The organism is Citrobacter meridianamericanus, from assembly GCF_041320245.1.
Classification (GTDB): domain Bacteria; phylum Pseudomonadota; class Gammaproteobacteria; order Enterobacterales; family Enterobacteriaceae; genus Citrobacter; species Citrobacter meridianamericanus.
This window is the reverse complement of the sequence record NZ_CP101036.1, coordinates 437,939-455,930: the sequence shown is the minus strand read 5'-3', so window position 1 is coordinate 455,930 and position 17,992 is coordinate 437,939. Positions and strand designations below refer to the sequence as shown.

General features: G+C 51.4%; 24 protein-coding genes. 3 read left to right on the top strand and 21 right to left on the bottom strand.

Annotated features, from left to right (window positions below):
* Positions 1-10: 10 nt before the first annotated feature.
* Genes rpsS through rpsJ form a run of 6 tightly spaced genes read right to left on the bottom strand, consistent with a single transcriptional unit; the run spans position 11 to position 3,033 of the window.
* Positions 11-289, bottom strand: a complete 279-nt coding sequence (rpsS, locus tag NMD08_RS02130) for a 30S ribosomal protein S19 (protein ID WP_001138115.1) — start codon at positions 287-289, stop codon at positions 11-13.
* Positions 290-305: 16 nt separating this feature from the next.
* Positions 306-1,127 carry a 50S ribosomal protein L2 gene (rplB, locus tag NMD08_RS02125; RefSeq protein ID WP_000301869.1) on the bottom strand — a complete coding sequence of 274 codons (822 nt, stop codon included), beginning with the start codon at positions 1,125-1,127 and terminating at the stop codon, positions 306-308.
* Between the two features lie 17 nt (positions 1,128-1,144).
* Positions 1,145-1,447, bottom strand: coding sequence for a 50S ribosomal protein L23 (gene rplW, locus NMD08_RS02120; RefSeq protein ID WP_000617546.1), 303 nt, complete (start codon positions 1,445-1,447; stop codon positions 1,145-1,147).
* The gene (gene rplD / locus NMD08_RS02115; protein WP_003031119.1) at positions 1,444-2,049 is read right to left on the bottom strand and encodes a 50S ribosomal protein L4; all 606 of its coding nucleotides are present in this window, start codon (positions 2,047-2,049) and stop codon (positions 1,444-1,446) included. Before rplD ends, rplW begins: the two co-directional genes overlap by 4 nt.
* A 10-nt stretch (positions 2,050-2,059) precedes the next feature.
* Positions 2,060-2,689: a 50S ribosomal protein L3 gene (rplC, locus tag NMD08_RS02110; RefSeq protein WP_003031117.1), complete on the bottom strand. Its 630-nt coding sequence runs from the start codon at positions 2,687-2,689 to the stop codon at positions 2,060-2,062.
* 32 nt (positions 2,690-2,721) lie between these two features.
* Complete coding sequence (gene rpsJ, locus NMD08_RS02105; RefSeq protein WP_001181005.1) at positions 2,722-3,033, bottom strand: 30S ribosomal protein S10; 312 nt, start codon at positions 3,031-3,033, stop codon at positions 2,722-2,724.
* 375 nt (positions 3,034-3,408) lie between these two features.
* On the opposite strand from rpsJ, the gene NMD08_RS02100 reads away from it, so the two are divergent.
* Positions 3,409-3,876, top strand: a complete 468-nt coding sequence (locus tag NMD08_RS02100) for an A24 family peptidase (protein ID WP_151224112.1) — start codon at positions 3,409-3,411, stop codon at positions 3,874-3,876.
* Here NMD08_RS02100 and bfr read toward each other — a convergent pair.
* The 11 genes from bfr to fkpA all read right to left on the bottom strand — a co-directional run bounded on the left by bfr (position 3,873) and on the right by fkpA (position 12,104).
* Entirely contained in the window at positions 3,873-4,349 is a 477-nt protein-coding gene (bfr, locus tag NMD08_RS02095; protein ID WP_003031113.1) for a bacterioferritin, read from the bottom strand. The genes NMD08_RS02100 and bfr overlap by 4 nt on opposite strands.
* A 71-nt stretch (positions 4,350-4,420) precedes the next feature.
* Positions 4,421-4,615: a bacterioferritin-associated ferredoxin gene (gene bfd, locus NMD08_RS02090; RefSeq protein WP_003031111.1), complete on the bottom strand. Its 195-nt coding sequence runs from the start codon at positions 4,613-4,615 to the stop codon at positions 4,421-4,423.
* Positions 4,616-4,800: 185 nt separating this feature from the next.
* Positions 4,801-5,985, bottom strand: a complete 1,185-nt coding sequence (tuf, locus tag NMD08_RS02085) for an elongation factor Tu (RefSeq protein WP_003031109.1) — start codon at positions 5,983-5,985, stop codon at positions 4,801-4,803.
* 69 nt (positions 5,986-6,054) lie between these two features.
* Complete coding sequence (gene fusA / locus NMD08_RS02080; protein ID WP_151224114.1) at positions 6,055-8,169, bottom strand: elongation factor G; 2,115 nt, start codon at positions 8,167-8,169, stop codon at positions 6,055-6,057.
* Positions 8,170-8,265: 96 nt separating this feature from the next.
* The gene (gene rpsG, locus NMD08_RS02075) at positions 8,266-8,736 is read right to left on the bottom strand and encodes a 30S ribosomal protein S7 (protein ID WP_016154763.1); all 471 of its coding nucleotides are present in this window, start codon (positions 8,734-8,736) and stop codon (positions 8,266-8,268) included.
* Between the two features lie 95 nt (positions 8,737-8,831).
* Complete coding sequence (gene rpsL, locus NMD08_RS02070) at positions 8,832-9,206, bottom strand: 30S ribosomal protein S12 (RefSeq protein ID WP_003023654.1); 375 nt, start codon at positions 9,204-9,206, stop codon at positions 8,832-8,834.
* A 125-nt stretch (positions 9,207-9,331) separates the two neighbouring features.
* Positions 9,332-9,619, bottom strand: coding sequence for a sulfurtransferase complex subunit TusB (gene tusB / locus NMD08_RS02065; RefSeq protein ID WP_151216816.1), 288 nt, complete (start codon positions 9,617-9,619; stop codon positions 9,332-9,334).
* 7 nt (positions 9,620-9,626) lie between these two features.
* Positions 9,627-9,986 carry a sulfurtransferase complex subunit TusC gene (gene tusC, locus NMD08_RS02060; protein ID WP_043018545.1) on the bottom strand — a complete coding sequence of 120 codons (360 nt, stop codon included), beginning with the start codon at positions 9,984-9,986 and terminating at the stop codon, positions 9,627-9,629.
* Positions 9,986-10,372: a sulfurtransferase complex subunit TusD gene (tusD, locus tag NMD08_RS02055; protein ID WP_151216818.1), complete on the bottom strand. Its 387-nt coding sequence runs from the start codon at positions 10,370-10,372 to the stop codon at positions 9,986-9,988. The genes tusC and tusD overlap by 1 nt, the downstream gene beginning before the upstream one ends.
* Positions 10,372-11,094 (bottom strand): transcriptional regulator, encoded by a 723-nt coding sequence (locus NMD08_RS02050; protein WP_000091462.1) that lies wholly within the window; start codon positions 11,092-11,094, stop codon positions 10,372-10,374. Before NMD08_RS02050 ends, tusD begins: the two co-directional genes overlap by 1 nt.
* Before the next feature lie 167 nt (positions 11,095-11,261).
* Positions 11,262-12,104 (bottom strand): FKBP-type peptidyl-prolyl cis-trans isomerase, encoded by an 843-nt coding sequence (gene fkpA, locus NMD08_RS02045; RefSeq protein ID WP_151216819.1) that lies wholly within the window; start codon positions 12,102-12,104, stop codon positions 11,262-11,264.
* 231 nt (positions 12,105-12,335) lie between these two features.
* On the opposite strand from fkpA, the gene NMD08_RS02040 reads away from it, so the two are divergent.
* Positions 12,336-12,554 (top strand): protein SlyX, encoded by a 219-nt coding sequence (locus NMD08_RS02040; protein ID WP_038634770.1) that lies wholly within the window; start codon positions 12,336-12,338, stop codon positions 12,552-12,554.
* 128 nt (positions 12,555-12,682) lie between these two features.
* On the opposite strand, the gene slyD is transcribed toward NMD08_RS02040, so the two are convergent.
* From slyD to kefG, 4 genes are all read right to left on the bottom strand, one after another.
* Positions 12,683-13,288, bottom strand: coding sequence for a peptidylprolyl isomerase (gene slyD, locus NMD08_RS02035; protein ID WP_003023634.1), 606 nt, complete (start codon positions 13,286-13,288; stop codon positions 12,683-12,685).
* Positions 13,289-13,382: 94 nt separating this feature from the next.
* On the bottom strand, positions 13,383-13,583 hold the full coding sequence (locus NMD08_RS02030; protein WP_005121675.1) for a YheV family putative zinc ribbon protein: 201 nt from the start codon (positions 13,581-13,583) through the stop codon (positions 13,383-13,385).
* An 8-nt stretch (positions 13,584-13,591) separates the two neighbouring features.
* Positions 13,592-15,397, bottom strand: coding sequence for a glutathione-regulated potassium-efflux system protein KefB (gene kefB / locus NMD08_RS02025; protein WP_151216820.1), 1,806 nt, complete (start codon positions 15,395-15,397; stop codon positions 13,592-13,594).
* Positions 15,397-15,948, bottom strand: a complete 552-nt coding sequence (gene kefG / locus NMD08_RS02020) for a glutathione-regulated potassium-efflux system ancillary protein KefG (RefSeq protein ID WP_003023629.1) — start codon at positions 15,946-15,948, stop codon at positions 15,397-15,399. Before kefG ends, kefB begins: the two co-directional genes overlap by 1 nt.
* Positions 15,949-16,080: 132 nt before the next feature.
* Here kefG and NMD08_RS02015 point away from each other — a divergent pair, with 132 nt between their 5' ends.
* Positions 16,081-17,982: an ABC transporter ATP-binding protein gene (locus NMD08_RS02015; RefSeq protein ID WP_252838519.1), complete on the top strand. Its 1,902-nt coding sequence runs from the start codon at positions 16,081-16,083 to the stop codon at positions 17,980-17,982.
* Positions 17,983-17,992: the final 10 nt, after the last annotated feature.

Sequence of the window (17,992 nt, the reverse complement as noted above, 5' to 3'; positions counted from 1 at the left end):
TCCTCCTACCTTATTTCTTCTTCGCTTTTTTATCAGCAGCGTGGCCGCGATAAGTACGAGTCGGTGCGAATTCACCCAGTTTGTGACCGACCATTTCGTCGGAAACAAATACCGGAACGTGCTGACGACCATTATGGACAGCGATGGTCAAACCGATCATGTTAGGAAAGATCGTTGAACGACGGGACCAAGTGCGCAGGGGCTTCTTGTCTCCGCTTTCCACCGCTTTCTCTACCTTCTTCAGCAAGTGCAGGTCAATAAAAGGACCTTTCTTGAGAGAACGTGGCATGGCTTATCCTCTAAAATTATTTGCTACGGCGACGTACGATGAATTTATCAGTACGCTTGTTGCTGCGGGTCTTCTTACCTTTGGTCTGAACGCCCCACGGAGTTACCGGGTGCTTACCAAAGTTACGACCTTCACCACCACCATGTGGGTGATCGACTGGGTTCATCGCAGTACCGCGAACGGTAGGACGAACACCACGCCAGCGTGCAGCACCTGCTTTACCCAGAACGCGCAGCATATGCTCAGCATTGCCAACTTCGCCCAGAGTCGCACGGCAATCTGCTTCGACTTTACGCATTTCACCAGAACGCAGACGCAGGGTGACATAAGCACCATCACGAGCAACGATCTGAACGTAAGTACCAGCGGAACGTGCCAGCTGACCGCCTTTACCTGGTTTCATTTCTACGTTATGAACGGTAGAACCAACCGGGATATTGCGCATCGGCAGGGTGTTACCTGCTTTGATTGCAGCATCAACGCCAGATTGAATCTGGTCGCCAGCTTTCAGGCCTTTAGGGGCCAGGATGTAACGGCGTTCACCGTCTTTGTACAGAACCAGCGCGATGTTCGCGGAGCGGTTCGGATCGTACTCAAGACGTTCAACAACTGCCGGGATACCGTCTTTGTTGCGTTTGAAGTCAACAATACGATAAGCCTGCTTGTGACCACCACCGATGTGACGAGTGGTGATGCGGCCATTGTTGTTACGACCACCGGATTTGCTGTTTTTTTCAACCAGCGGAGCAAAAGGTTTGCCCTTGTGCAGCTCTGGGTTGACCACTTTAACAACGTGGCGACGACCCGGAGATGTCGGTTTACATTTAACAACTGCCATTGTATTACTCCTCCGACTTACTCAGCGCCGCCGACGAAGTCCAGATTCTGGCCTTCCTTCAGGGTGACGTAAGCTTTTTTCCAGTCGCTACGACGACCGATACGCTGTCCGTGACGTTTAACTTTCCCTTTAACTACCAGGGTGTTAACGACTTCGACTTCGACTTCAAACAGTTTCTGCACAGCAGCTTTGATTTCTGCTTTGGTCGCGTCTTTAGCAACTTTGAGAACGATGGTGTTAGTTTTTTCCATCGCAGTAGACGCTTTTTCAGAAACGTGCGGTGCGCGCAGCACTTTCAGCAGACGTTCTTCACGAATCATGCCAGCATCTCCTCAACTTGCTTAACAGCATCAGCAGTCATTACGACTTTGTCGAAGGCGATCAGGCTAACCGGGTCGATACCAGTTGCATCGCGTACGTCAACCTTGTGCAGGTTGCGCGCAGCCAGGAACAGGTTTTCGTCCAGCTCACCGGTGATGATCAGCACATCTTCCAGAGCCATGTCTTTCAGTTTCTGTGCCAGCAGCTTAGTTTTAGGCGCTTCAACAGAGAATGATTCGACAACGATCAGACGATCCTGACGTACCAGTTCGGACAGAATGCTTTTCAGCGCGCCGCGGTACATCTTTTTGTTAACTTTTTGACTGTGGTCCTGTGGACGTGCAGCGAAGGTCACGCCACCTGAACGCCAGATCGGGCTCTTGATAGAACCTGAACGCGCACGGCCGGTACCTTTCTGGCGCCACGGCTTTTTGCCTGAACCAGTTACTTCAGCACGAGTCTTCTGAGCACGAGTACCCTGACGAGCACCAGCTGCATAAGCAACAACAACCTGGTGAACCAGCGCTTCGTTGAAATCACGACCGAAGGTAGTTTCGGAAACAGTCAGCGCGCTCTGCGCGTCTTTCAATACTAATTCCATTGCTATCCCCTTACGCCTTCACAGCTGGTTTAACGATCAGGTCGCAACCGGTCGCACCCGGAACACCACCTTTAACCAGCAGCAGGTTGCGCTCAGCGTCAACACGTACTACGTCCAGGCTCTGAACGGTTACACGTTCGTTGCCCAGCTGACCTGCCATTTTCTTGCCTTTGAACACTTTGCCCGGAGTCTGGTTCTGACCGATAGAACCCGGAACGCGGTGAGACAAGGAGTTACCGTGAGTAGCGTCCTGGGTACGGAAGTTCCAGCGCTTAACGGTACCAGCGAAACCTTTACCTTTAGAGGTACCGGTTACGTCAACTTTTTTAACGTCAGCAAACAGTTCAACGCTAATGTTCTGACCAACGGTGTATTCTTCACCATCTGCCAGACGGAACTCCCACAGGCCGCGGCCAGCTTCTACGCCAGCTTTAGCAAAGTGACCAGCTTCCGGCTTAGTTACACGGTTAGCTTTTTTAGCACCAGTGGTAACCTGAACAGCGCGATAGCCATCGTTAGCCAGATCTTTAACCTGAGTAACGCGGTTTGCTTCAACTTCGATAACGGTTACTGGGATAGATACGCCATCTTCAGTGAAGATGCGGGTCATACCCACTTTTTTACCGACTAAACCAATCATTGTATCAACCTCTCAATCGCTCGATGACCTGATTAACCCAGGCTGATCTGCACGTCTACACCGGCAGCCAGGTCCAGACGCATCAGAGCATCAACGGTTTTTTCAGTTGGCTCAACGATGTCAACCAGACGCTTGTGAGTACGAATCTCGTACTGATCACGCGCGTCTTTGTTAACGTGCGGGGAGATCAGAACGGTGAAACGCTCTTTGCGGGTCGGCAGCGGGATCGGACCACGAACCTGCGCACCAGTGCGCTTGGCAGTCTCGACGATTTCCGCGGTTGATTGATCGATCAGACGATGATCAAACGCTTTCAAACGGATACGGATTCTTTGGTTCTGCATGAGACCAGAGCTCCAATTATTTTATAGACGAAATAGTTACTCCTCAAACCCATTACGATTGATGGGAGAGTGTAACCGTTCTTACAGAGTTCCCCGATTGGGAACATTGTCTGGTATTGCTTTCGCAGTACCGGTGGCTCATATCGAACCGCTGTCAATATTAGACAAGCCCGCGCATTATACGTAAATCTCAGTCTTAAGCAAGTGCCGCGTAGAAATTAATCACTCGCAAATGCGAACCCCCTTCCACTCCGACTGTATGCGCTATGGCGTCGCGTGTTTTCCGTGGAAGGGAATTTACATAACTAACATCCCAGACTTGTATGGCCGCCGGTTTTACCCGAGGGTAACCTTTTTGCCGCACGAGGCTTGCCTATGTACATCGACCTCCCCTTTCTGCTGATTTATGTTTCGCTATCAGCGCTGCTCTTAGTTCAGGATTTACGTACCGGATTGTTGCCCGACAAATTTACCTGCCCGCTTTTGTGGAGCGGTCTTATTTATCATCAGTGTTGCAGACCGGCACAGTTATCCGAAGCGCTTTGGGGGGCCGTAGCAGGTTATGGTGCATTTTCACTGTTCTACTGGGGGTATCGTCTGCTATTTCGACAGGAAGGATTAGGTTTTGGTGATGTCAAATTTCTTGCCGCGCTAGGCGCATGGCATCGCTGGGAATCATTACCCCTGCTGGTTTTACTTGCCGCCGGCATGGCCTGTTGCCTCACTGGAATCACCTGCGTCTGGTGCGGGAGACAGGCGTTAAAAAACCCGCTGCCATTTGGGCCATATCTGGCGGCTGCGGGTTATGTTATTGGCGGGATAAATCTGCTACAGGGCGTTTAGTCACTGACTTTAATTTGCGACTGCAGATAATTTTGCAAGCCCAGTTTTGCAATCAGGTCCAGCTCTGTTTCGAGCCAGTCAATATGACCTTCTTCTTCAGTCAGGATCTCGATCATCATGTCCCGGCTGACATAGTCATGAACGCTATCAGCATAGGCAATGGCTTCGCGTAAATCTTTAGCACCATCGAGTTCGAGTCGAAGATCGGATTGCAGCATCTCTTCAACGTCTTCACCTATACCCAACTTACCAAGATCCTGTAAGTTTGGGAGCCCTTCCAGAAATAAAATACGCTCAATATACTTATCAGCGTGTTTCATCTCATCGATAGATTCATGGTACTCAACATCATTGAGGCGAGTCAGTCCCCAGTTTTTAAACATACGAGCATGGAGAAAATACTGGTTGATTGCGACAAGCTCATTTCCCAATAGTTTATTGAGATAATTTATGATTTTAACATCACCTTTCATTTTATAGTCCCTCCGCTTCCACTCTTAGAGCGTAGATGGGGCTACAGGGATGTCAAAAAAAAGAGTGTGACTTAGGCGATTTCTTTAAATTCTGGCATTTGTGTCAATTCATCCTGCATGACTTCGCGAGCAGCACGAATGCATTTACCACATTGATTTCCAACAGGAATAAATTTACGTAACTGCTGAAAAGACTGAGGGTGAAACTGGCGAACAGCCTGACGTATTTTTTTATCACTTATCGCATTACACAAACAAACGTACATGATCGCTCCCGTTCAATTTCTGTGCAAATTGTAAATGAGAATAGTTATGATTACAATAGCACAACGCTATTTACGCGGTGTGAGAATGAATAAAAAATGCGAATAAATATGACAATCACTAAATAGCAGGCAGCAAAAAGGGCGCCGAAGCGCCCTTTTTAAGCTCAAAGCTAATTAATCAATAATTAGCTCATTACTTTAGCAACAACGCCCGCACCAACAGTACGGCCGCCTTCACGGATTGCGAAACGCAGACCGTCGTCCATCGCGATTGGGTGGATCAGGGTAACAACCATTTTGATGTTGTCGCCCGGCATTACCATCTCAACGCCTTCCGGCAGTTCGATGGTACCAGTCACGTCAGTAGTACGGAAGTAGAACTGCGGACGGTAGCCTTTGAAGAACGGAGTATGACGGCCGCCTTCGTCTTTGGACAGAATGTACACTTCAGATTCGAACTTGGTGTGCGGCTTGATAGAGCCCGGCTTAGCCAGTACCTGACCACGTTCGATTTCTTCACGTTTGATACCACGCAGCAGAACACCAACGTTCTCACCAGCACGGCCTTCGTCCAGCAGTTTGCGGAACATTTCAACGCCAGTACAGGTAGACTTGGCAGTCTCTTTGATACCAACGATTTCAACTTCTTCACCAACTTTGATGATACCGCGCTCTACACGACCGGTAACAACGGTACCACGACCGGAGATGGAGAATACGTCTTCGATTGGCAGCAGGAACGGCTTATCGATAGCACGTTCTGGTTCTGGGATGTAAGAATCCAGGAAGCCAGCCAGTTCGATGATTTTCGCTTCCCACTCTGCTTCGCCTTCCAGCGCTTTCAGAGCAGAACCACGAACGATCGGCGTGTCGTCGCCCGGGAAATCGTACTGAGACAGAAGTTCACGAACTTCCATTTCTACCAGTTCCAGCAGCTCTTCGTCATCAACCATGTCGCATTTGTTCAGGAACACGATGATGTACGGAACGCCTACCTGACGACCCAGCAGGATGTGCTCACGAGTCTGCGGCATCGGGCCGTCAGTCGCAGCAACAACCAGGATCGCGCCGTCCATCTGCGCAGCACCGGTGATCATGTTTTTAACATAGTCGGCGTGGCCCGGGCAGTCTACGTGTGCGTAGTGGCGAGTCGGGGTGTCATATTCAACGTGAGAAGTGTTGATGGTGATACCACGAGCTTTTTCTTCCGGCGCGTTATCGATCTGGTCGAATGCACGAGCAGCACCGCCGTAGGTTTTAGCCAGTACGGTAGTGATTGCAGCGGTCAGGGTAGTTTTACCGTGGTCAACGTGGCCGATGGTGCCGACGTTAACGTGCGGTTTTGTACGTTCAAATTTTTCTTTAGACACGGCTATATTCCTTACTATAGTGCTCTCCCCTATGGAGAGAGCACGGGACTTAGGTTTTAATCCTGTGGCTTATTTACCACGGGCTTCAATAACGGCCTGAGCAACGTTGTTCGGCGCATCGTCGTACTTCAGGAACTCCATGGAGTAAGAAGCACGGCCTTTGGTCAGAGAACGCAGCTGGGTTGCATATCCGAACATTTCAGACAGCGGAACTTCAGCATGGATAACAACGCCAGTGACGTTGGATTCCTGACCACGAAGCATACCACGACGGCGGCTCAAGTCACCGATTACGTCACCGGTGTTCTCTTCCGGAGTCTCTACTTCAACCTTCATGATAGGTTCAAGCAGAACTGGTTTCGCTTTCTTAAAGCCATCTTTGAAGGCGATAGAAGCGGCCAGTTTAAACGCCAGCTCAGAGGAGTCAACGTCATGGTAAGAACCGAAGTGCAGACGCACGCCCAGATCAACAACCGGGTAACCAGCCAGCGGGCCAGATTTCAGCTGTTCCTGGATGCCTTTATCAACGGCCGGGATGTATTCGCCAGGAATTACACCACCTTTGATATCGTTGATGAACTCGTAGCCTTTCGGGTTTGAACCCGGCTCCAGCGGGTACATGTCGATAACAACATGACCGTACTGACCGCGACCACCAGACTGCTTAGCGTGCTTACCTTCGATATCGGTAACTTTCGCGCGAATCGCTTCACGGTAAGCAACCTGAGGTTTACCGACGTTCGCTTCAACGTTGAATTCACGCTTCATGCGGTCAACGATGATATCGAGGTGCAGCTCACCCATACCAGCGATAATGGTCTGGTTAGATTCTTCGTCAGTCCAAACGCGGAATGACGGGTCTTCTTTAGCCAGACGGCCCAGAGCCAGACCCATTTTTTCCTGGTCAGCTTTGGTTTTCGGTTCTACCGCGATGGAAATTACCGGCTCAGGGAATTCCATACGTTCCAGAATGATCGGGTGATCCGGGTCACACAGAGTGTCACCAGTGGTCACGTCTTTCAGACCGATAGCAGCAGCGATATCGCCCGCGCGAACTTCTTTGATCTCTTCACGTTTGTTAGCGTGCATCTGTACGATACGGCCAAAACGTTCGCGTGCAGTTTTCACTGAGTTCAGGATGGTGTCACCGGAGTTAACCACACCAGAGTACACGCGGAAGAAGGTCAGGTTACCCACGAACGGGTCAGTAGCGATTTTGAATGCCAGTGCAGCAAACGGTTCGTCATCGCTAGCATGACGCTCAGCCGGAGTATCTTTACCGTCGTCCAGAATACCGTTGATCGCAGGTACGTCGATTGGGGATGGCAGGTAATCAATTACCGCATCCAGCATCGCCTGAACACCTTTGTTCTTGAACGCAGAACCACAGGTTACCAGGATGATTTCGTTGTTCAGAACGCGCTGACGCAGAGCTTTTTTGATCTCTTCTTCAGTCAGTTCTTCGCCACCCAGGTATTTCTCCATCAGCTCTTCTGAAGCTTCTGCAGCGGACTCGATCAGGTTCTGGTGCCATTCTTCAGCCAGTTCCTGCATGTCAGCCGGGATATCTTCATAAGTGAAGGTTACGCCTGCGTCTTCTTCGTTCCAGTTGATGGCTTTCATTTTCACCAAGTCAACAACACCGGTGAACGCTTCTTCAGCGCCAATTGCCAGCTGCAGCGGAACAGGGTTCGCGCCCAGACGGGTTTTGATCTGACCAACAACTTTCAGGAAGTTCGCACCCATACGGTCCATTTTGTTAACGAACGCAATGCGTGGAACTTTATATTTGTTTGCCTGACGCCATACGGTTTCAGACTGAGGCTGAACACCACCAACTGCGCAGTAAACCATTACTGCACCATCAAGCACACGCATGGAACGTTCTACTTCGATAGTGAAGTCAACGTGCCCCGGGGTGTCGATGATGTTTACGCGATGCGGTTCATACTGCTTAGCCATACCAGACCAGAATGCAGTAGTCGCTGCGGAGGTGATAGTAATACCACGCTCCTGCTCCTGTTCCATCCAGTCCATGGTGGCTGCGCCGTCATGAACTTCACCGATTTTATGGTTTACACCGGTGTAGAACAGAATACGTTCGGTAGTAGTGGTTTTACCGGCGTCGATGTGCGCACTGATACCGATGTTACGGTAGCGCGCGATGGGTGTTGTACGAGCCATTTGATTCCTCGTTTATCTTTTAGGCGTTCAATTTAAGTAGCCCAAAGCGGGCTGCTTACTAGAAGCGCCCGCCTGGTGACTAAAACTCCGAAGGGATTACCAACGGTAGTGTGCGAACGCCTTGTTGGCTTCTGCCATACGGTGAACGTCTTCACGTTTCTTAACTGCAGTACCTTTGTTTTCTGCAGCATCAGAAAGTTCGTTCGCCAGGCGCAGAGCCATGGATTTATCACCGCGTTTACGAGCAGCTTCAACGATCCAACGCATTGCCAGGGCATTACGACGAACCGGACGGACTTCAACTGGAACCTGATAAGTAGAACCACCAACGCGGCGAGACTTAACTTCGACAGTCGGACGCACGTTTTCAAGGGCTACTTCAAAAGCTTCCAGGCCATCTTTACCAGAACGCTGAGCCAGGGTCTCCAGCGCGCTGTATACGATGGTTTCTGCAGTAGATTTTTTACCATCTACCATCAGGATATTTACAAATTTAGCCAGCAGCTCTGATCCGAACTTAGGATCCGGCAGAATTTTACGCTGACCAATGACGCGACGACGTGGCATGGGAATACTCCGTTGTTAATTCAGGATTGTCCAAAACTCTACGAGTTTAGTTTGACATTAATATAAAACGTTTGGCCTTACTTAACGGAGAACCATTAAGCCTTAGGACGTTTCACGCCATACTTGGAGCGTGATTGCTTACGGTCTTTAACGCCGGAGCAGTCAAGCGCACCGCGAACGGTGTGGTAACGAACACCCGGGAGGTCTTTTACACGACCGCCACGGATCAGGATCACGGAGTGTTCCTGCAGGTTGTGACCTTCACCACCGATGTAGGAAGTCACTTCAAAACCGTTGGTCAAACGCACACGGCATACTTTACGCAGTGCGGAGTTTGGTTTTTTAGGAGTGGTAGTATATACACGAGTACATACGCCACGTTTCTGCGGGCATGCTTCCAGTGCAGGCACGTTGCTCTTTGCAACTTTGCGTGCGCGTGGTTTGCGTACCAGCTGGTTAACTGTTGCCATTAAATAGCTCCTGGTTGTAGCTTTCGCTTCGTAAACACGTAATAAAACGACCTCATACAATATGAGGACGCAGAATTTTAGGTCGGTGTCGAAAAGGTGTCAAGAAATATACAACGATCCCACAATTACCAGGACATCTGGCTGGGATGCTTCACCGTAAGTCTGACGAAGTCAGTATAGCTAACCCTGACGACACTGTCTGAAATTTGACCATCTAAGCCGCGAGCCTTAATGTCTTCTTCCAATACATAGACCTTAATGGTGGCATTTTGCAGACTTTCAAGGAAACGACTTCCTTCTATTGCCGCAGTCACGCCATCCTGAAGCAATAAAAGTTCATCGTCTTTATCAATCAAACGAAGAAGAGAGGAGAAATCGGTAAGCCACGCGGAGCGATGTAATGTGTGCAGCATGAGTATCTCAAAACCTTAAAATGACGTCATAGTTGCCTAGTTCACGGCGCAAATCTTCCGGTTCTAACGCTGTCGCATCGACCACAAAATTAACCCCCTGCTGTAGGCCCCGCTCGCGTAATGAGGCGGCACAAAGCCAACATTGCTCGATATCGTACAACCCTAACAACTTGAAGGTTGCGATATAGTCACGTGCCAGCACAACGTCCGGCTGCTGACCCTGTAGGATTTGAAAAACGCCATCGCCGATGAAAAATACGCCGAGGTCTTCCGTTAAGGCCGATGTCGCCAGTAAGGCATCTAACCCTTCGCGACCAGAGGCACTGCCGTGTGGCACGGTAGAAAAGACAAAAGCAACACGTTTCATTAAAACTGCACCACGCGATCGCAGGTCAGGGATGCCTCAGCCAGCGAACCCAGCCCGCTGAGGTTAAAACCTGATTGTAAATTAGACCCTGCCAGTCCCAGCCGCTTCGCTTCGGTTTCATCAACAACGCCGCGACGCAATGCTGCCGCCACGCAGATATTCAGCGTTACACCATGCTGCTGGTTTAGCTGTTGCCATGCTCGCACCAGATCATATTCATCACTGGCGGGCGATGTCAGGAAGTTGGCGTTATACACACCTTCACGATAGAAAAAGACACTGCATAGCTCATGCCCTTCTTCGAGTAGCGCATGAGCAAATTGCAATGCACTGCTCGCCTGCTGCGTGCCATAAGCCGGCCCCGTCACCATGATGGTAAAGCGCATTACTTGTCTTGCCCCTGGAAATCGCCGCTTTTGAACTGACGAATATAGAGGTAGACCGTGTGCTTGGAGATGTTCAGCCGATCGGCAACCTGGTTGATGGCATCTTTAATATCGAAGATACCTTTCTCATATAGATTCAGGACGATTTGGCGATTCTTGGCATTGTTGGAAACATTGCGATCGGCATTCACTTCTTCGATTGTGAATTCCAGTGTTTGGGTAACCAGGTCTTCTACCGAAGAAGCGAAGTTGACGGCAGAACCTACTTCCGGCGTTTCCGGTGGGATAAAGGTATTCATTATCTGCGAGAATGGAACATCAAGGTTCATGTTGATGCACAGCAGACCAATCACGCGATGCTCACGGTTGCGAATGGCAATCGTCAGCGATTTCATCAAGACACCGCTTTTCGCACGAGTGAAGTAACACTTCGACACGCTGCTATCCGCACCCGTCATATCATGCAGCATGCGCAACGCAAGATCGGTAATTGGCGAGCCAATTTTGCGGCCCGTGTGTTCACCGTTAGCAATGCGGATGGCCGAGCATTTCAAATCCTGCAAAGAGTGCAATACGATTTCACAATGGGAACCAATGAGCATCGCCAACCCGTCCACTACCGCTTCGTAGGATTTAAGGATATCGAAGTCGGTTTGATCGAAAGGACGTTGATCCAGTAAATCTAGCTCACTGGTTTCGTTGGTTAAAAGCGACCTGGACATGAAAAAAAGCACTCCTTTTCAGGAGCCTGTCGTTATGTTGTCAGGGCAGGCTCATCACTATTATAGGGGCATCTAAAGTAATACAGCGCACAAGGCGCTTTCCAGTATTAATTATATCCTGTCGATAATAAAAAACCGCCGCCCTGTGGGCGGCGGTTTCTGTTCTCTTATTTTTTGCTGCTATCTGCAGCTTTATCAGCCGGTGCAGCTTCTGGCTGCGCATCGGCTTTCGGTGCCGGTTTGATGTCTAACAGTTCAACATCAAAGACCAGCGTAGAGTTGGCCGGAATCCCCGGAACACCGGTTTTACCGTAAGCCAGATCCGGTGGAATAACCAACTGGATTTTACCGCCTTTCTTGATGTTTTTCAGGCCTTCGGTCCAGCCCGGGATAACGCCGTCAAGACGGAAAGAGAGCGGCTCACCGCGGGTATAAGAGTTATCAAACTCTTTACCATCAATCAGCGTACCTTTGTAGTTTACGACTACAGTATCGCTGTCTTTCGGGGCAGCACCGGTACCTTCTTTCTCTACTTTGTAGACCAGGCCAGTAGCAGAGGTTTTAACACCTTTCTCTTTAGCAAATTTCTCGCGGTAAACTTTACCTTTGGCTTCGTTGTCAGCCGCGTCTTTTTCCATTTTCGCCTGAGCGGAACTCTTCACGCGCGCTTCAAACGTCTGCAGAGTTTGTTCGATTTCCTGGTCAGACAGTTTGCTCTTGTCTGCAAATGCATCCTGAACGCCAGCGATCAGCTGGTCTTTGTCCAGTTTAATGCCCAGTTTTTCCTGCTCTTTCAGAGAGTTTTCCATATAACGACCCAGGGACGCACCCAGCGCGTAAGCGGCTTTTTGATCGTCATTCTTGAATGCGGCTTTGCTGTCAGCAGTAGCGGCTGGCTTGGCTGCATCAGTAGCAGCTGGTTTTGCTGCATCGGCAGCGAAAGTAAGCGGGGCATGCAGAGCAACAGCCATTGTGGTCGCCAGCAGCGTGACTTTAAACAGTGATTTCATCCATCTCTCCAGGGCCGGGGCATCTCACCCCAGGGTTAACTAACATAAAAATGTACTATAAAGCGTTGCTGAACAAATCAACATACAGGCACGCCCTATTATCACCACTTTTCAGACTCTTTTTGTTTAAATTAGTTTCGTGACCGAAGATTGTGTGCTGTGCAAACAGGCAAAGTTAAGTAGAATTCGCCGCAGTCCGCGATCTGCCGGCAATAACAAAAGAGGTGAATCATGCAGGATACAACGCTGGAAACCCGCCTGGCTGAGCTAGAGAGTCGCCTGGCATTTCAGGAGATAACCATTGAAGAGCTCAACGTCACGGTGACCGCGCATGAACTGGAGATGGCCAAACTGCGCGATCATCTGCGTCTATTGACGGAGAAGCTCAAAGCAACGCAGCCGTCCCACATAGCGTCACAGTCTGAAGAGACCCCGCCACCACATTATTGAGACGTAAAAAAAGCGGGATATTCCCGCTTTTTTTGTGCCCGATGGCGCTAACGCTTATCGAGCCTCATATATACCCAAAGGATTTCAAATCACAGCTAACGTCTCTGTGGGTTGAAAAACGCTGGATATTAGTGGCAACCGCAGCCGCCGCCGTTACCTTTACCGCCACCGCCGCAGCAGCCTTCGCCGCCGTGCTCGTGACCATGGTCGTGACCGTGACCACCGCAGCAACCGTCATGACCGTGGTCATGATCGTGGTCGTGGCCGTGCGCACCGTGAACGTGACCATGGGCCAGTTCTTCTTCGGTCGCTTCGCGGATCGCGACAACTTCGACGTTGAATTTCAGGTTCTGGCCAGCCAGCATGTGGTTACCGTCAACCACAACGTGGTCGTCTTCCACTTCGGTAATTTCTACCGGTACCGGGCCCTGGTCAGTTTCAGCCAGGAAACGCATGCCAACCTGCAGTTCGTCAACGCCCATGAAGACGTCTTTAGGAACGCGCTGCACCAGGTTTTCGTCGTACTGACCGTATGCGTCGTTTGCGCCAACAGCAACATCGAATTTGTCGCCAACTTCGTGACCATCCAGCGCTGTTTCCAGGCCAGAGATCAGGGAACCGTGACCATGCAGGTAGTCCAGCGGTGCACTCACCGGAGACTCATCAACCAACACACCGTCTTCTGTACGTACCTGATAGGCCAGGCTGACCACCAGGTCCTTTGCTACTTTCATGATATCTCCTGAGCATGGAAAGAATAGTGGCGCAGATTGTAGCGGAATTCTGCACCCGTGTACCCTCTAGCTTAAAAAAAGCTGCGCCATATCGCTAGTCCGGATGAAAAATCCCGATCACTTGCTCTTCTTTGCGAACGTGCTCGCGCGCCTCTTTATCAGCTTCCCGCATCTGATGACCACACTTAACACACTCAACAATATCGATATTATTTTCACGCCACATCGCCAGTGAATCTTGTGCCTGGCAGGACGGACATTTTGCGCCTGCAATAAAACGTTTACGAATTGCCATGGTTACCTCTACTCAAATTCATCCCAGCCATCCAGCTGACGTCGCTCTTGCTGCATCTCGCGTTGAAAAATCTCCTCCAGCTCGCGCCGGGCTTCCCTGGCCCGAGAGATTTGTACCGTATCCGTGTGCATGGGGATCAGTTCCCGCAGCATGCGCATATCCAGCCGCCGAAAATGCAACTGGGCGCGCTGAGCCTGATGCGGATGCATCCCCAGAGTAACCAGCGTTTTACGCCCCAACTCCAGCGCGCTGGAGAACGTTTCGCGGGAAAACTGCGTCACACCTGCCTGTAATAACTCATGCGCTTCGACACGTCCGCGCGCGCGCGCAAGAATATGCAAATGCGGAAAATACTGTTGGCACAATTCCACCAACTTCATCGTATCTTCCGGTTCGTTACAGGTAATGACAATCGATTGGGCTGCTTCTGCACCAGCTGAGCGTAAAAGCTCCACCTGCGTGGCATCACCGTAATAGACCTTATAGCCATATTTGCGCATCAGATTTACAGCGCTAATATCCCGTTCCAGAACGGTAATACGCATCTTATTGGCCATCAACAGGCGTCCAATGACCTGACCAAAGCGCCCAAACCCCACCACAATCACCTGCGGCTTATCGTCTTCTACCCAAGGTTTTTCATCTTCTTCATCCGGGCCGTTAAACTGGCGGGAGAGCCATTTATCAATCAGCTTCATCACCAAAGGCGTCGTCATCATCGACAGTGTGACGGTCACCAGCAACAATGCCATTTGGTCGCTCTGAAACAGCCGTTGCGAGGATGCCGTTGAAAACAGGACGAAGGCGAACTCCCCGCCCTGACTTAACACTCCGGCAAATTGCATCCGTTCTGAGCTTCTCACGCCATTAAGGCGCGCCAGCACATACAGCACCAGCATTTTTACGACCACCAGCACGATCACGCTCGCCGCCACCCACAAAATATGGGTATAGAGCACGCCAAGGTTAAGCGACATGCCTACGGAGATGAAAAACAGACCGAGCAACAGTCCCTTGAACGGATCGATTGCCGTTTCCAGTTCATGTCGGTATTCGCTTTCTGCCAGCAGCACGCCAGCAATAAACGTTCCCAGCGCCATCGACAGCCCCAGCGCATCCATAAATAAAGCAGAACCCAGCACCAACAGCAGCGTGGCAGCGGTGAACACTTCCCGCACGCCGGAATCCGCAATAAAGCGAAAAACCGGACGCAACAAATAGCGCCCGCCAATCAGCATGCCGGCAAAGGCCAGCACCTTCATTCCCACTTTGATCCAGTCAAAATGTTCGTCAGCAGACCCCGCCAGCAGCGGGACCAGTGCCAACGCGGGGATCACCGCCAGATCCTGAAACAGCAGCACCGAAAAACCCAACTGCCCAGACTCACTGCGGTTCATGCCTTTCTCACGCATCAACTGTAGCGCCATCGCGGTCGATGACATCGCCAGACCAATGCCGCCAACCACTGCCGCCTGCCAGGAGAATGTGGTGAGCATCAGTAACCCCGCCAGCACCACCGCGCTCAGCATCACCTGCGCGGCGCCGACGCCAAAAATAGAGCGCCGCAGTTGCCAAAGCTTCGCCGGGTTCAGTTCCAGCCCAATGATGAACATCAGAAAAACCACGCCCAGTTCGGAAAAGTGCAGGATTTCATCCACATCGCTGATGAACCCTAATCCCCACGGGCCGATAGCAATACCCGCCAGCAAGTACCCTAACACTGGCCCGATACCCAACCTGGACGCCAACGGTACTGCCGCCACCGCCGCGAAAAGAAACAACACACCCGCTGTCAATAAATCAGAACCTTCCATCAGCGGCCTCCCACAGGTATCGGATTCGCCAGCCAGTCACCGTACGCTTTCGCATGGCTGTCCAGCTCCTGTTTCGTTTGCCGTCTGGCCCAGTAGACAATAATAGGGCTCATCCAGTGCATGCGGCACATACCGGCTGTTAGCTCAAAAGGGCGCAGCACATCGCTCATTGGATAACGGTTTAACGCGTCATAGCGGTAGGCGCTTTCCGGTTCCCCGGTAGTGATAACGCTCCGCCAGTACTTTCCCGCCAGTTGATTCCCTCCGGGACCGCTGGCAAATCCGCGGCTCAGTACGCGATCAAGCCATTCTTTTAACAGCGCCGGACAGCTATAGGTGTAAAGCGGATGCTGAAAAACAATGACATCATGCTCACGCAGCAGCGCCTGCTCATGCGGAATGTCGATAAAAAAGTCAGGATAGTGCGCGTAAAGGTCGTGCACGGTAACATTGCTGAGCTGCATGGCCGGTTTAAGCAGAACCCGGTTCGCGACCGAGTCCTGAGATTCCGGATGGGCATACAGCAGCAAGACTTTCGCTGGCTGGAACATCATCCCCCTCCCGGTTTTGTCTTTTGTCTATTTTCGACGTTTTGGGCTACCATTGCGCCTCGGTGCGGCAAATGCCCCGCACATTACATTATCATAATGATAAATTAACATAGTCTGAACATACGGCGCCTTATGATTGTTTTCTCATCGTTACAAATTCGTCGCGGCGTGCGCGTCTTGCTGGACAATGCCACGGCCACCATTAATCCAGGGCAGAAAGTTGGCCTGGTCGGTAAAAATGGCTGCGGTAAATCTACCTTACTGGCATTGCTGAAAAATGAACTCAGCGCCGACGCCGGAGGATTTACCTATCCGGGAAACTGGCAGCTCGCGTGGGTGAATCAGGAAACGCCTGCGTTGCCACAGCCCGCGCTGGAGTACGTAATCGACGGCGACCGCGAATATCGTCAACTGGAAGCGCAGTTGAACGATGCCAACGAACGTAACGATGGACACGCCATTGCCACCGTCCATGGAAAACTGGATGCCATTGACGCCTGGACCGTGCGTTCACGCGCCGCCAGTCTGCTGCATGGCCTCGGCTTCTCCAACGAACAGCTTGAACGTCCAGTCAGCGACTTCTCCGGTGGCTGGCGTATGCGTCTCAACCTGGCACAGGCGCTGATTTGCCGTTCGGACCTGCTGCTGCTCGATGAACCGACCAACCACCTCGATCTCGACGCGGTCATTTGGCTGGAAAGATGGCTGAAAAGCTATCAGGGTACGCTGATTTTGATCTCCCACGACCGCGACTTCCTCGATCCGGTGGTGGATAAAATTATCCATATCGAACAACAAACCATGTTCGAGTACACCGGCAACTACAGCGCGTTTGAAATCCAGCGTGCGACCCGCCTCGCGCAGCAACAGGCAATGTACGAAAGCCAGCAGGAGCGTGTAGCGCATCTGCAAAGCTATATCGATCGTTTCCGAGCTAAAGCCACCAAAGCAAAGCAGGCGCAGAGCCGTATCAAAATGCTGGAACGCATGGAGCTGATTGCCCCTGCGCACGTGGACAATCCGTTCCACTTTAGCTTCCGTGAGCCGGAAAGCCTGCCAAACCCGCTGTTGAAGATGGAAAAAGTCAGCGCTGGCTACGGCGAACGCGTCATTCTCGATTCGATCAAACTGAATCTGGTGCCGGGATCCCGCATCGGCCTGCTCGGTCGTAACGGTGCGGGTAAATCTACGCTGATTAAGCTGCTGGCCGGCGAACTGACCCCAATCAGCGGCGAGATTGGCCTGGCGAAAGGCATCAAGCTGGGCTACTTCGCGCAGCACCAGCTGGAGTTTTTACGCGCCGATGAATCGCCTATCCAGCACCTGGCTCGCATGGCACCACAGGAGCTGGAGCAGAAACTTCGAGACTACCTCGGCGGATTCGGCTTCCAGGGCGATAAGGTCAGCGAAGAGACCCGTCGTTTCTCCGGTGGTGAAAAAGCACGCCTGGTACTGGCGTTGATCGTCTGGCAGCGCCCGAATCTGCTGCTGCTCGATGAACCGACCAACCACCTGGATTTGGATATGCGCCAGGCGCTGACCGAAGCGCTGATTGATTTCGAAGGCGCGCTGGTCGTGGTCTCGCACGACCGTCACCTGATTCGCTCTACCACCGACGACCTGTATCTGGTGCATGACAAGAAAGTCGAGCCGTTTGACGGTGATCTGGAGGATTATCAGCAGTGGCTGAGCGATGTGCAAAAACAGGAAAGCCAGGGCGACGAACCGGCGAAAGAGAGCGTTAACAGCGCCCAGGCGCGTAAAGACCAGAAGCGTCGCGAGGCTGAACTACGCACTCTGACGCAGCCGTTGCGTAAAGAGATTACCCGTCTGGAAAAAGAGATGGAGAAGCTGCACGCACAGCTGGCGCAGGCAGAAGAGAAACTCGGCGACAGCGAACTGTACGACCAAAGCCGCAAGGCTGAACTCACGGCATGCTTGCAGCAACAAGCCAGCGCGAAATCCGGGCTCGAAGAGTGCGAAATGGCCTGGCTGGATGCGCAGGAACAACTCGAACAGATGCTGGCCGACTAACTTTGGGAAG

What these genes read in the sequence shown, in the direction of transcription:
- rpsS (WP_001138115.1), bottom strand. Translation starts at nt 289, where the DNA reads ATGCCACGTTCTCTCAAGAAAGGTCCTTTTATTGACCTGCACTTGCTG.
- rplB (WP_000301869.1), bottom strand. Translation starts at nt 1,127, where the DNA reads ATGGCAGTTGTTAAATGTAAACCGACATCTCCGGGTCGTCGCCACGTT.
- rplW (WP_000617546.1), bottom strand. Translation starts at nt 1,447, where the DNA reads ATGATTCGTGAAGAACGTCTGCTGAAAGTGCTGCGCGCACCGCACGTT.
- rplD (WP_003031119.1), bottom strand. Translation starts at nt 2,049, where the DNA reads ATGGAATTAGTATTGAAAGACGCGCAGAGCGCGCTGACTGTTTCCGAA.
- rplC (WP_003031117.1), bottom strand. Translation starts at nt 2,689, where the DNA reads ATGATTGGTTTAGTCGGTAAAAAAGTGGGTATGACCCGCATCTTCACT.
- rpsJ (WP_001181005.1), bottom strand. Translation starts at nt 3,033, where the DNA reads ATGCAGAACCAAAGAATCCGTATCCGTTTGAAAGCGTTTGATCATCGT.
- NMD08_RS02100 (WP_151224112.1), top strand. Translation starts at nt 3,409, where the DNA reads ATGTACATCGACCTCCCCTTTCTGCTGATTTATGTTTCGCTATCAGCG.
- bfr (WP_003031113.1), bottom strand. Translation starts at nt 4,349, where the DNA reads ATGAAAGGTGATGTTAAAATCATAAATTATCTCAATAAACTATTGGGA.
- bfd (WP_003031111.1), bottom strand. Translation starts at nt 4,615, where the DNA reads ATGTACGTTTGTTTGTGTAATGCGATAAGTGATAAAAAAATACGTCAG.
- fusA (WP_151224114.1), bottom strand. Translation starts at nt 8,169, where the DNA reads ATGGCTCGTACAACACCCATCGCGCGCTACCGTAACATCGGTATCAGT.
- rpsG (WP_016154763.1), bottom strand. Translation starts at nt 8,736, where the DNA reads ATGCCACGTCGTCGCGTCATTGGTCAGCGTAAAATTCTGCCGGATCCT.
- rpsL (WP_003023654.1), bottom strand. Translation starts at nt 9,206, where the DNA reads ATGGCAACAGTTAACCAGCTGGTACGCAAACCACGCGCACGCAAAGTT.
- tusB (WP_151216816.1), bottom strand. Translation starts at nt 9,619, where the DNA reads ATGCTGCACACATTACATCGCTCCGCGTGGCTTACCGATTTCTCCTCT.
- tusC (WP_043018545.1), bottom strand. Translation starts at nt 9,986, where the DNA reads ATGAAACGTGTTGCTTTTGTCTTTTCTACCGTGCCACACGGCAGTGCC.
- tusD (WP_151216818.1), bottom strand. Translation starts at nt 10,372, where the DNA reads ATGCGCTTTACCATCATGGTGACGGGGCCGGCTTATGGCACGCAGCAG.
- NMD08_RS02050 (WP_000091462.1), bottom strand. Translation starts at nt 11,094, where the DNA reads ATGTCCAGGTCGCTTTTAACCAACGAAACCAGTGAGCTAGATTTACTG.
- fkpA (WP_151216819.1), bottom strand. Translation starts at nt 12,104, where the DNA reads ATGAAATCACTGTTTAAAGTCACGCTGCTGGCGACCACAATGGCTGTT.
- NMD08_RS02040 (WP_038634770.1), top strand. Translation starts at nt 12,336, where the DNA reads ATGCAGGATACAACGCTGGAAACCCGCCTGGCTGAGCTAGAGAGTCGC.
- slyD (WP_003023634.1), bottom strand. Translation starts at nt 13,288, where the DNA reads ATGAAAGTAGCAAAGGACCTGGTGGTCAGCCTGGCCTATCAGGTACGT.
- NMD08_RS02030 (WP_005121675.1), bottom strand. Translation starts at nt 13,583, where the DNA reads ATGGCAATTCGTAAACGTTTTATTGCAGGCGCAAAATGTCCGTCCTGC.
- kefB (WP_151216820.1), bottom strand. Translation starts at nt 15,397, where the DNA reads ATGGAAGGTTCTGATTTATTGACAGCGGGTGTGTTGTTTCTTTTCGCG.
- kefG (WP_003023629.1), bottom strand. Translation starts at nt 15,948, where the DNA reads ATGTTCCAGCCAGCGAAAGTCTTGCTGCTGTATGCCCATCCGGAATCT.
- NMD08_RS02015 (WP_252838519.1), top strand. Translation starts at nt 16,081, where the DNA reads ATGATTGTTTTCTCATCGTTACAAATTCGTCGCGGCGTGCGCGTCTTG.